Below are 12,169 nucleotides of genomic sequence, written 5' to 3'. Positions count from 1 at the left end.
AGCAAATCTCCATAGCATACGCTGTGGCTAGGGTGAGGAGAATACGATTTTGGTAGGGGCTTTGACTCTTCTGGTTTAAATGATCCTGAAGAAACCGCGTTCACTTTTAGAACCCTATTGGTTTCATGCGGGTCGTTGCCTTTGGCTGTGATGCTTTTTCCGGAAGTTTTTGTTATTCCTGCATTCATAAGTGAAAGTTCAGGATAGTTATCCTTCTGGATAAGGCTATAGTAATTGGAGCAAATTGAGGAAGTTTGTTTAATGCTGTTTTGTTGCAACGTGATTTGTTGAGCCGAGTTCCTGAGTACTTCCGCAATCTCCGCCTGCTTCTCGAGGGGAGGGAGGGGGATTAGTATTTCTTTGATTTTATTGGCGGTTATTGATGGATATGAAATGCCAGTAGATTTATTGATACATTGCTTGATAAAAGCCTGAGTTTGCACAAAATGAAACAGGAAGCCAGAATCAATTTTCTCAGTAGCGCGAAGAACGCAAAAACCAGTACTGGCGACATGGCCATCAAGTGTGGAAGGTATTTTTGCTACTGAATTGAGGTTTGGGCGAACAGTTGATACAAGTACATCATTTTTTCGGATGATTTGTTGAGCCCTGCTAGGTGCATCCTCCCCCAGAACATCCTGAGGTGAGGCGACCTTTTTAGTTTCAGGGGAAACTGTAGAAATATCTATATACTTCTTTCTCCCATTTCTATCCCACTTGGGGATTTTCCTTTCGCAAACATCCCCCAACTTCACCATCGGCCACTGGCTCATTTTGCACCTCCCAGAAGGTCCTTGAGCTCCTTCATACCAGCCGCAATCTCGACATCAAGCGCTTCAATTTCAGCAATAATCTCTAGCGGATCGCGGGTCTTGACATCCTCGAAGACAATTTCCTTGTAACGGTTCATCGACAGGTCATAGTCATTGTCCGCAATCTCAGTTACCGGCACGCAGAAGCTCTGCTCGGTGCGGGCGCGCTCGCGCTCGGATGTCTCGCGAAGAGCAAAGCGGGCCACAACATCGGGAAGATTGTTCTTCTCATGCTGCTCCGCAGTCAGCTTGACTGGCTCGGGGCGGTCGGTTGGATCATCATCCTTAGGCAGACGGTCCTTGGGCACAGGTCCCAACAAATTCAGTGGCAGCAACTCGGTGCGCTTGTCGTCCAACGAGCGACCGTCGGCAAGCACTTCGTAGAACCAGACGTCGTCGTTCGCCTTCGAGTCGGTGCGCGTGAAGCACAGGATTGCGGTGGATACTCCCGTGTACGGCTTGAACGCACCCGACGGCAATTTGATGATTGCGTCGAGCTTCTGGTTTTCTACCAGCTCTTTACGGATTGCCTTGTGTGCCTTCGTCGAACCGAAGAGAACGCCCTCGGGCACGATGACGGCGGCGCGACCACCAATCCTGAGCAGCGACAGGAAGCGGTTGATGAACAGCAGCTCTGTCTTCTTGGTCTTGCCAAGGGAGGTGAGTTCTTTATCGAGATTGCTTTCATCGACACTTCCCGCGAATGGTGGATTGGCGAGGATGAGGTCGAAGCTTTCCTTGTCTTCGTCGGGGATGGTGCCCAGGGAATCTCGGTAGGCAATGTTCGGGCTGTTAAAGCCATGCATGAACATATTCATTGCGGAGATGCGCACCATGGTGGAGTCAAAGTCATAGCCGGTAAGGCCGTGCGCCTCGAACTGGTCACGGACCGACTTTTTCATCAACTCGTCGCTATGGTAATCGCGAATCCACTCAGATGCGTTGACCAGGAAGCCCGCGGTGCCACAGGCGGGGTCGATGATGCGCTCGCTGGGGGAGGGGCGCATCAGTTCCACCATCAAGTCGATAATCAGCTGGGACGTACGGAACTGACCATTGGTGCCGGACACACTCAGCTTAGAGAGCATGTACTCGTACAAATCACCCATGAAGTCTTTGTTGCGCAGATCGAGTTTGTTGATCAGCGTCATCACAGACTTCAAGGTGTTGGGGTTTTCAATGCCGAAGTTGGCAGAGCGCATATGCTGCGCCATCACACCTTCGCCAGTGGTGCCGTTCGTATCAGCGCCTAGATTGCGGAGGAAAGGGAAGACCTCATCGGCCATAAGATTCTTGACCTGGGTTGGGTCCGTGACGGCGAGAAGGTCCCGCCAGCGCAAGTGCTGCTGGTCCGGACCAAAAATATCGCGAGACTCTGGTACTGGTACTCCCAGTGAACGCTGCTGGTCAATGCTATTTTGCTGCTCGTCCAAGAGACGGAGGAAAAGCAAGTACGTGAACTGCTCAATCACGTTCATTGGATTAGTGATACCGCCGGTCCAGAACACGTCCCAGATGCGGTCGACATCATTTTTCAAAGCACCAGTAATCATGGAGCCAAGTGTATCGGCAGGGGCGGACGCTAAAGCTCATTGGTTATCGTATGCCTCGACCAGGTGTGCGAGGGGTGCGGGACACCGCGCTGCTGTACTTCCCGCGAGCTTCCCACTTAACTTCCCACTAACTTCCCAGAGTGTTATGTCGAGTGGGAAGTTAAGTGGGAAGTTGAAAACACCGCGCCGGGCAAGCAGCTAGCTCTTTTTCGCTGTGTTGTTTTCCTCGTCCGTGTCATCGGAGGCTGACACTTCGTCTTCAGTCGTCTCAGCCATCTCGTTGGTCTGCTGATACCACTCGGTCAGCTGTTCCATGTCGGTTTCAACTCCCGCAACGGAACCGACACCTTGGCCTTCGTCGGCACGCTCGACAGCGAGCTCGAAGTCATTGCCGTATTCTTCCAAGCCACGGATGACGGCGTCGCGGACGGCGGTTTTGGCGAAAGTAGTGCGGATAGCTTGCGGGTCAGTGGTGAGATCCTTAACGAAGGATACGAGCAACGCAATGATGATTAGCACGAATGGCATTGCCGTCAGAATGGTCAGTGACTGCAGACCAGACAGTGCGTCCTCGCCGCCGGTGAGAAGCATGACCACGGCGATACCCATCATGAGAACACCGAAGAAGACGACAACGAGCTTGTTTGGTTCCGGATCGCCCTTGGAAGCCATTGTGCCCATCACCACGGATGCCGAGTCGGCAGAGGTAATGAAGAAGATAGCCAGAATCACAATCACCAGGGCAGAGACGACACCGCTAAACGGCAGCTCGCCAATCAAGTTGTAGAGCACCTGCTGGGCAGAGGCCGAGCCGTCAAAGCCGGGGACGTTGTTACGGGCGAAGTCCATAGCGGTGCCGCCGAAGACAGCGAATGCGAGCATCAGCACAAAGGTCGGCACGATGATGGTGACCAAAATGAACTCACGAATCGTGCGGCCACGAGAAATGCGGGCAATGAACATGCCGACAAAGGGTGCCCAAGCAATCCACCAGGCCCAGTAGAATACGGTCCACGCGGCTTGGAAATCCAGTGTTTCTGGACCCCACGACAGCGAACGCGAAGACATATCCAGGAAATTGTCCAGGTACGTCAAAATGCTAGACGGCAGAAGATTGACCAAAAACAGTGTTGGACCTGTGACGAAGACGAAGAAGATAGCCAAGAAGGTCAGCATGATGTTGGTATTCGACAACAGACGAATACCCTTCGACACACCAGAGACCGCTGAGATAATAAAGCCAACGCTCAGCGCCAAAATGATCAGCAACAGCACGGCCATTGACGGTGTGAAACCCGAAAGCGTTGAGATGCCTTCGCCAATCTGTAGCGTGGCAATACCCAGTGAGGCGGCGGTACCAAACAGCGTGGCCACAATCGCCAAAATGTCAATGGTGCGACCGATGGGGCCATCAGTACGTTTCAGGATTGGCGCGAATAGTGAGGAGATCAAGCTGGCGCGACCACGACGATAGGTCGAATATGCCAAAGCGCCACCCACCAGCGCATACAACGCCCACGGTGAAAAACCCCAGTGAAAATCCGCCTGCGCGACAGCGCGGTGCAGTGCCTCCTCCGTGTGAGGCTCAACCGTCAGCGGTGGCGGCGAGTGGTAGAACTCCAGCGGTTCCGACGGGCCGAAGAAGAAGATACCGACACCGATACCGGCGGCGAACATCATTGCTACCCAGGAAAAACGGGAGTATTCCGGTTCTTCATCGTCCTTGCCCAGCTTGATATTGCCGTAGCGGGACATCGCCACACCCAGCATCACAATGATGCAGACAACCAAAATGACGTTGAACAGCCAGCCGAAATTCTCCAGACCCCACGACAGAGCCGCCGAAGAAACGGAGGAAACGGTCTCGGGGCTGGTGACACCCCAAATGACAAAGGCGATAATCAGCACCGCGTTGACGCCGAAAACCAGCTTGTCCAGACCGAATTTGTATTTCAGTTCTTCAACACTGAAACCCGGCACCAGACCTGGGTGCATATTCGCAGGATAGAGGCCGATGGCGCGCTTGGCGCGCATACCGCGAGCTTTATCCAGGGTCTCATCAAGAGGGCTTAGATTTTTCTTTTGACGCTGTTTATTCTCGCCGCCCACGTCGACTCTCCTTCGTTTACCTGATGTATATAGTTAACCCCTTTTTGCGGGTGTGTCTTATTCAGGTAAACGGAGTGACATTTTAGGGGACGCGATGAGTCCAACCCTCTGTGCCGTATTTGGTGTCAATGAGGTGCTGCGCCGCAGCGAAGTCCTCGTCGGAAAGCGAGGTCTCGGCAGCACCGTAGCGGTTGATGAATGTCTGCTTCATCGTGCCGATGACTTCCGCGCGGCTGGCACCCGTCTGTCGACGCAGCGGGTCGACGCGCTTCTTTGCGCTGCGCAGCCCCTTATCCGCAATCTTGGCCTTACCAATGCGCAGGACTTCCATCATCTTGTCGGCATCGATGTCGTAGCTCATGGTGACGTGGTGGAGCACGGAGGACCCGCGGCGCTTCTGGGCCGCACCACCAATCTTGCCGCCATCGGAAGTGATGTCATTGATGGGGACGTACCACGCATTGACACCGAGCTGCGCGAGTGCAGCGATAACCCAACGGTCGAGGAATTCATAGGATTCGACGTAGCTAAGGCCAGCGACCAGCTTTTCCGGTACATAGAGCGAGTAGGTGACGCAGTTGCCGCCCTCCATGAACATCGCACCGCCGCCCGAGAGACGACGCACCACCTGTACGTCGTGTTTTTCGACGCCCTCGGGTTCAAGCTCGTTGACATAGGACTGGTACGAACCAATCACGGTGGCACGGTCCTCCCAATCCCAGAACCGAAGGGTCGGGCCGCGCTGGCCGGAATTGACCTGGTCAAGGAGGACTTCGTCGAGGGCAACATTCATCACCGTCGGCAGAGTACCCGGCTGCAAAACCTCCCACTCCAAATCGGTGAAGTCGACGGCCTGCGTCAGTGCACGGCGAACGACCTGGGCTATGACGTGGGTATCAAAGCCATGCAGACGCACCTGGCGGCCAGATTGATCCTCAAAATCCTTCAATGCCGCATCGAGTCTGGCTTGCAAACGCTCCGTATTGTCGTCGGCGGGTGCGCCGAGAAGTGCGTCATTAATAATGTCGTACGCTTCATCGGGTTCGAGGAAAAAGTCGCCCGAAATGCTTATCGACGAAATAGTGTCACCGGTGGTCTCACAATCGGCGACAACCAACTTGCCGCCGGGAACCTTCATTTCTGAGTGGAATTTCTGCGGGTGCGTCATAGGTTTCGATGGTACTCGCGCCGGGCGTTACGATGTCCTCCGTGTTTACCTCATCAACTTTGGATCACCGCGCCCGCAAAATTGTGGCGTGGGTAGCGGGCTTGAATCTTCTAGGATTCTTTATTGAATTAATTGTCGCCTCAATTATCGGTTCCGCAGCACTGTTCGCTGACGCTGCGGATTTTCTTGAGGACTTCCTCATCAACCTGCTGGTTCTCACCGCATTGGGTTGGTCGCTGGCGAGCCGTCGTAAAGCAAGTTTCGGTCTTGCCGGGCTAATCCTGATTCCGGCAATTGCAGCGTTCGGCACTGCCATCTGGAAGATGATTAGCGGTGAGCCACCAGAGCCGTTGACGCTGTCCGCTACGGCGATTATTGCGATGGTTATCAACCTGGTCTGCGCGATTCTGCTGATGAACCTGCGCAAGGCCGATAGCGCTCTCATGCGCGGCGCGTGGTTGGCGGCGCGTAACGATGTCCTGGCGAACCTGCTCATCCTCGCCGCCGGAGTGGTCACCATTTTCTGGTTCAGCGCATGGCCGGATATCGTCGTTGGGCTTGTCATCGGCGTCATTAATCTCACGGCAGCGAAGGAAGTCTACGAGCAGGCGCGCGCCGAGGACCCGGAGCTGGAGATGGATGATGACGACTAGCGCTGACTAGTCGTGTGTTCTTACTTCCACATATCCTTCTGCCACTGCGGCTTATGAGCGTAGGTGAACTCGTAGTATTCCTTGTTCTTCAGCTCACTGGCTGCGGCCTGGTCAATTACAACCGTGGCTCGCGGGTGTAGCTGCAATACGGACGCCAGCATAGGCCTCAGAATCGACGATGATGATTTCCATGGTGGAACACTCCAGAAAAAGCTAACGCGCTGCAGAAAATGAAAAACGCTCAGGGCAAGGCCGTAGGTGCCGTTGCCCTGAGTGTTTAGTCGTACTGAGTTACTTCACCCAGAAGTTACCGTTTTCATCCTTGTAGATGATGTCGCCGGCGTAAGCAACCTGGGTCTCGTTAACCTGAAGATCAACCAAATCCAGCGTTTCGACGATTGGCTTAATGTAGACGCCACCGTTAAACCAAACCTTGAAAGCATCTGCCGAAGTTGAAGAACCGGAGAAACGGTGTTCTTCATATTTGTGCACCGGAGCAAATGGGCAGCTGATTGCCTGTGCGATAGCAGGAGAGGCAGCAACAGCGCCCAGCACAGTAGCGGCGCCAATGGTGACAGCGGCGATAGAGCGAGAGAACTTCATGATTAATTCCTTCCCGAGTTGGGGTAATAACGCAGTTATGGGGATGCCGAAATGTGCACTGTCGGCTGCTGTTGCTGTGGGCTAGACTGAGCCTTCTTTTTCAATGACAAGCATGCGCGCCTCGCCCTGCGGGTGCGCGACATGTTCGTCGCCGGCTTCTGCGAAACAGATAGTGCCAGGCGTTAATGTGCGTACGCATTCCTGTCCCGCATCGCGGTAGTGCATATCGACGGCTCCGTCGACAACCACAAAGACCTCTTCGCCATCATTGATGTGCCACTTGTATGGCTGATCGCTCCAGTGGAGCCGGACGCTTGTGGCTCCAGTCATAGTGACAACATCCAGTGCGCCCCACGGGCGATCAGCGGTGAAGTCTGCGGCTTCGATGAATTTCATGAGTCAATTCTAAGCGGATTTAGTCCCGAGTGGAAAGGCCTGGATGAACGGCTGCTTCCCTTTATTTACCGCCACTCGGCAGCATCCGGGTCAATGCCTTCCTTACGGGCCTGAGCTTCAATCAATTCCAGCAGGTAGCCAGCATTTCCGCGGTAGTACCGATCAAACCGGGAATCAGCGACGTACATGCGAGCCAACAGAATCTGCTTTTCTCGCCCAGCCTCGTAGAAGCGGGTAATAGAGGCCAAGTGACTGTCAACTAGCTCGGCCGCCTCTTCGGAACCGGGCTCGACGTGGCGCTCGGCAGCGTCGGCAAGCGCATCGGCAAAATCCTTAGCCTCTGCCACAAGCGCGGACCAGTCGCTGTCCTTCATCTTTTCCTGAGTTTGCTGGGACTGCTCCCACTCGATAGTGTCGCCCCAGCGTTCCTCAGCTTCGGCCTCTAGATTCTGCCAATCCCGGCCCAAGAGTTCTGCCTTCGCTTTTGCTTCCATTGTGTGTCCTTCCTCAATCAGTTTGTCCAGAGACTGCACCATGTGGTGCAGGTCAGCGATTTTCTCGGTGAGAACAGTTCGCTGTGCGAGCAAACGATCTTTTCGACTTCTCGGGCAGGAATCGCCGTGGATGAACTCCTCGATAGTCTTCAACGGCACACCGGCGGCGCGGTAGACCAGAATCTCCAGCGCGGTGTCGATGTCCTCATCGGTGTAGAGGCGGTAATCGGACCACGTGCGGTACTGCGGGCTGAGTAGCCCAATGGCGTCCCAATGCCGCAGCGTGCGCGTGGTAACGCCTAGGAGTTCGGCTGCGTCACCGATGGTGTACTCGTTGTCGTTGTTGCTCACGGGAATCATCTTTCTGGTTGACGCCGCGTCAAGGTCAAGGCCTGACGCCGAAATCCGTCGAGGAAGTTAGCTGGGGCAGCCGTAGGGGAGGGGCAGGACAGGGGCAGCCAGCCTTCGAGGCCGCTACCGCAAGAGCCGAAGCCTGTTGATTGCTGCCGCAACCTCCTGGAAGCGAGGCTCCGCGAGATGACCAGAATTGGTGAACTCAGCTGTCGCGTCGAAGAGCGAATGACAAAAGTTGTCGTATTCGCGCTGAATTAGCTCGGAGAGGTCAGTACGCCCATCGAGCTGCTTCACGACGGCCCCCAGAATCCGGGCAATGGCTTCGGTTTGGGAGGAATCCATCAACTGGCCGACAGCGCGCAAATCAAGATTGTCCTTGCCCACCTGAATCAACTCCAGGCCACGAGCACGCGGTGGCTTAGGTGGTTTCGTACCACGGCCACGGCCATCACGCCCATGTCCACCACGACCGCCATGCCCACCACGGCCCCCACCGGCAGGGAAGTCAGCCTGCAGAAAACGCTCATAGATCTGCGCAAAAGCAGGCGATGGCTCAGCCGGGGTGGCTGATTCGCGGAGGTCGCGGGCGCGCTCGGTGACGTCGTAAGGCGTGTACGCATCCATAGCGATGACAGTGTCTGCGACATCGATGAATGCACCAGAACCACCAGCGACGATGACCGTGGAGATCCCGTGGTCCTCCCACAGCTCGCGGACCCGTGCGACCAGGGGAGTAATCGGCTCGCGGTCGTCTGGGATGAGGCGGCGCATGCGCTCATCGCGAATCATGAAGTTGGTCGCGGAAGTGTCCTCATCGATGAGCAGCACTCGAGCACCGGAACCCAGCGCCTCCATCAGCCCCGCAGCTTGAGACGTCGAGCCCGATGCATTCGCGGTGGAAAATCGAGTCGTGTCGTCGCCTGAAGGAAGACCATTGATAAACGGCGAGATATCCACACCAGTGACGGCCCGGCCATCCTCGGCACGCAGCGCAACCGCAGTCTCATCGGCGACTACGAACTCGCGGCCATCGCCAGCGACATGGTCATAAACGCCTGTTACCAGGGAAGACAACAACGTGGACTTGCCGTGGTAACCGCCGCCGACAATCAATGTCACGCCTCGCGGAATACCCATGCCGTGCACGGTTTTGCCCGATGGGAGTTGAAAACTGTGCTGCAGCGATTCCGGCGAGGAAAACGCAGTCGCGCCGGGCTTCGGCAACTGGCTATTGCCCGCCTGACGAGGCAACACCGACCCGTCCGCCACAAACCCAATTAGGTCCGCGTCCGCCACCGCACGGCGCAAAAACAGCTGGTCATACTCCAATTCCGCTGCTGCCTCGAGCACATCGATGGGTGCGTTCACGATGGCGTCGTCAAGCGCGTCCAACAAATCCTCACAGATCACGCGCGCCGCCTCACGCCCGAGAATGCGTCGGCCGCGTGCCGGCAGTTGGATTTCCAGGCAGATCTGAAGGGCATCGCCATGCTTATCGACGTCGTGCGCATCCGTACGGAGCTCAGCGACAGCTGCTCGGCGCAAGACCTGCTGACCAGGGGAATCGATGAACAGCCCGCGGCCGTACTTCTTCAAAGCGCGCACGAGGCGGCGGTTCAGCAAATCGAGCTCCGCCGTGCTGAACCTCCCGGGTTGTGATCGAGAGGCGCCGCGATAGTCCAGTACAGACAGCGGAATGTGGACACGTGCCCGTGATGCTGGGGCGTAGGGGTCGGATTGGACCTTGTCGATAAACAGCGTCGCGTCCAGGTCCGGCAGTTCGTGGGAGCCACGCAGAGATTTGTATGCACCGTAGCTCTTGCCATCGAGGTTGGAGAGACGTCGATAAAGGTCAGCGGGCATATTTCTACTTTCGTTGGAGATGTTAGGTGTTCTTCCCGCGAGTGTAGCGGCAGAGGAGACAAGCGCGATCTGGCCTTCGACTGCCCTGGTCAGACGATCGCGTGCGGTAGCGCTATTGCTGCAGGCAGGTAGCGTAAAAGGTATGACTGATAGCTCGGAAGCTGCCAAACCCGCAGGGGAGAACCTAGAGTCGGTGCAAAACCACTCCAGTGCCAATGCCAAGCGTTACGTCTGGGCGCACGGCCTGCAGAACATTGGCGACCAAATTGTCGCGGCAAAGACGCTGTTGCCATGGCTGCTGCACTCTGCTGGTGCGCCGGGCTTCTTCATCGCCATGCTTGTGCCGGTGCGCGAGTCCGGTTCGATGCTTCCGCAGGCCGCACTTACACCTTGGGTGAAATCTCGGTCTCGCCGCAAAACCGTCTGGATTGCCGGCGCGCTGGGGCAAGCCGTCGCAACAGCGCTGATAGGTGTGGCGACGTTGTTCCTGGAAGGCACCGCGCTTGGCGTCGCTGTCATCATCGCGCTTGCAGGCTTTGCGACGGCACGAGCTCTTTGCTCGATGGCCTCGAAGGATGTTCAGGGACGCACGATTCCGAAGGGACAGCGCGGACAGATTAGTGGCCGTGCTGCGATGTTGGGCGGTGTTGCCGCAATTATTGTTGGTGCGGTGTTGTGGATCATCCGCGACAACATCACAAAGCCAATTGTGGCCGGGCTCATCTTTGTTGCAGCGCTGTCGTGGGTGGCAGCGGTTTTGATTTTCCGGGGAATCGTTGAGCCCACCAACGAGGGCGACAAGGAAGAGCCGAATAAGACCTGGTGGCAGGATACCTGGCGGCTCTTTGCGGAGGATAAGAACTTCCGTGACTTTGTGATTGTCCGAAGCCTCTTGCTGGTCACAGCGTTGTCTACGTCGTTCATCGTGACGCTAAGTGCACAGGTGGGTGCTGATCTGGAAGCTTCAGACGGTAGCGGCGGGGGAGGGAACGCAAACGTCGGCATCTTCATGCTCGCCGCCGGGTTCGCATCCCTCATCGGTGGAAAAGTCGCCGGAATCTGGTCGGATAAGTCCTCGAAGAAGGTATTGACCTATTCTTCGTTGGTCGGCTCAATCGTGCTCTTTTTGTTGGTCGCCAGTGCGCACTGGCTTTCCACCAGCGCCAATGCCTGGATTTTTCCGGTTGGTTTCTTCGCAATGTCCGTCGTCCACGCAGGTGTTCGTGTGGCTCGTTCGACCTATGTCGTTGACATGGCAGAAGGTGACAAGCGCACCGAGTACGTGGGAGCGGCCAACACCATCATGGGTGTCGTCCTGCTCATCGTCGGTGCGGTGTCAGGTGTTATCGCTAGCTTCGGTCCCGCGGCTGCTCTCATTTTCCTGGCGCTGATGGGACTGGTTGGTGTCGCTATGTCCAGCAGGTTGAAGGAAGTCTCGGCTCCGCACAAGGTGACGCTTTAACAGGATGGCCCCTTTAACAAGGCGGTTCTGAAGCTGGAAGCGCTAACTCACACTAACCGCTGCAGCCTCATCGTTCTTACGCCTGACGATGTCAATAACTAACGCAGTACCAATGACCGCAGCCCGCGTTTCCTCGCTCAAATTCGGCTCCAGGTGCAGAGCGTACGTGTCCTTTCCAGTAATAGCGCCTTTGAGGCCACGGTACTTCCGGTCAATCTTCGCAATCGGGCGGCCTTTGCTGGTCAGTGTGTAATTTTTACCTCGGAAGCCGCCGTCAACATCGACGTCGGAAAGCCCTTTGACGGACAAAGTGAGGCGTGACTTTAAGCTGAATCGTTTGGTCTTGGCTGTGGCAATCTGAGCGCCGTTGGGTGTGAGCACCTTGTAGGTGTCGCCGAAAACGTTCGATGGGTCGGTAATGGTGAGGAGCTTGTCGCCTTCTTTGCCATCCTCGTTCACATCGAAGATGTCGTACTTGATGCCGATACCCAACATTCGGCGGCCCAGTGAACCCGCTTGAGTGATCTGGGCAATCTGGGTGCCGTTGTCATCGAAAATGGAGTATTCACTGCGCATAACATTGCGCGTTTCTTGAACTACCAGTGTGTCCGTCGTGAATAGTCGAGGTTTCTGTATGTTCATGAATTAGCCCCAAGCTAGATAACAGTTACTTTGCACCATATGGTCATCTAGCTGGCGATG

At 55.8% G+C, this 12,169-nt stretch carries 12 protein-coding genes; 2 read left to right on the top strand and 10 right to left on the bottom strand.

Translation table 11 applies throughout. From position 1 onward, the window contains the following. The 4 genes from CORAM0001_RS10985 to CORAM0001_RS01880 all read right to left on the bottom strand — a co-directional run. Positions 1-773: restriction endonuclease subunit S (locus CORAM0001_RS10985; protein WP_208854613.1), on the bottom strand; the 773-nt coding region annotated here is incomplete at its 3' end. Further along, a complete protein-coding gene (locus CORAM0001_RS01890) occupies positions 770-2,365 on the bottom strand; it encodes a type I restriction-modification system subunit M (RefSeq protein WP_005509668.1) in 1,596 nt (531 codons plus the stop codon). The genes CORAM0001_RS01890 and CORAM0001_RS10985, both read right to left, overlap by 4 nt. A 198-nt stretch (positions 2,366-2,563) precedes the next feature. After that, positions 2,564-4,399: a BCCT family transporter gene (locus CORAM0001_RS01885; RefSeq protein WP_081451082.1), complete on the bottom strand. Its 1,836-nt coding sequence runs from the start codon at positions 4,397-4,399 to the stop codon at positions 2,564-2,566. 157 nt (positions 4,400-4,556) lie between these two features. Then, a complete protein-coding gene (locus CORAM0001_RS01880) occupies positions 4,557-5,642 on the bottom strand; it encodes a lipoate--protein ligase family protein (protein WP_005509563.1) in 1,086 nt (361 codons plus the stop codon). 32 nt (positions 5,643-5,674) lie between these two features. Here CORAM0001_RS01880 and CORAM0001_RS01875 point away from each other — a divergent pair, with 32 nt between their 5' ends. Further along, positions 5,675-6,295, top strand: coding sequence for a cation efflux transmembrane domain-containing protein (locus CORAM0001_RS01875; protein ID WP_040360841.1), 621 nt, complete (start codon positions 5,675-5,677; stop codon positions 6,293-6,295). Between the two features lie 20 nt (positions 6,296-6,315). Here CORAM0001_RS01875 and CORAM0001_RS10980 read toward each other — a convergent pair whose 3' ends face one another. The 5 genes from CORAM0001_RS10980 to CORAM0001_RS01855 form a co-directional block, all read right to left on the bottom strand. Next, a complete protein-coding gene (locus CORAM0001_RS10980; protein WP_005509523.1) occupies positions 6,316-6,456 on the bottom strand; it encodes a hypothetical protein in 141 nt (46 codons plus the stop codon). A gap of 130 nt (positions 6,457-6,586) precedes the next feature. Beyond that, positions 6,587-6,898 carry a hypothetical protein gene (locus CORAM0001_RS01870; RefSeq protein ID WP_005509440.1) on the bottom strand — a complete coding sequence of 104 codons (312 nt, stop codon included), beginning with the start codon at positions 6,896-6,898 and terminating at the stop codon, positions 6,587-6,589. An 81-nt stretch (positions 6,899-6,979) separates the two neighbouring features. Further along, positions 6,980-7,294 carry a cupin domain-containing protein gene (locus CORAM0001_RS01865; protein WP_005509399.1) on the bottom strand — a complete coding sequence of 105 codons (315 nt, stop codon included), beginning with the start codon at positions 7,292-7,294 and terminating at the stop codon, positions 6,980-6,982. A gap of 65 nt (positions 7,295-7,359) precedes the next feature. After that, on the bottom strand, positions 7,360-8,148 hold the full coding sequence (locus tag CORAM0001_RS01860) for a MerR family transcriptional regulator (protein ID WP_005509535.1): 789 nt from the start codon (positions 8,146-8,148) through the stop codon (positions 7,360-7,362). A 114-nt stretch (positions 8,149-8,262) separates the two neighbouring features. Then, the gene (locus CORAM0001_RS01855) at positions 8,263-10,005 is read right to left on the bottom strand and encodes an ABC-ATPase domain-containing protein (protein ID WP_005509445.1); all 1,743 of its coding nucleotides are present in this window, start codon (positions 10,003-10,005) and stop codon (positions 8,263-8,265) included. Positions 10,006-10,147: 142 nt separating this feature from the next. Here CORAM0001_RS01855 and CORAM0001_RS01850 point away from each other — a divergent pair, with 142 nt between their 5' ends. Beyond that, complete coding sequence (locus CORAM0001_RS01850) at positions 10,148-11,467, top strand: MFS transporter (RefSeq protein WP_005509313.1); 1,320 nt, start codon at positions 10,148-10,150, stop codon at positions 11,465-11,467. A 42-nt stretch (positions 11,468-11,509) separates the two neighbouring features. Here CORAM0001_RS01850 and CORAM0001_RS01845 read toward each other — a convergent pair whose 3' ends face one another. Further along, entirely contained in the window at positions 11,510-12,109 is a 600-nt protein-coding gene (locus tag CORAM0001_RS01845; RefSeq protein ID WP_040360763.1) for an LURP-one-related/scramblase family protein, read from the bottom strand. Between the last annotated feature and the right edge of the window lie 60 nt (positions 12,110-12,169).

The organism is Corynebacterium amycolatum SK46, from assembly GCF_000173655.1.
Classification (GTDB): Bacteria; Actinomycetota; Actinomycetes; order Mycobacteriales; family Mycobacteriaceae; genus Corynebacterium; species Corynebacterium amycolatum_A.
This window is presented reverse-complemented; position numbering and strand designations above follow the sequence as displayed.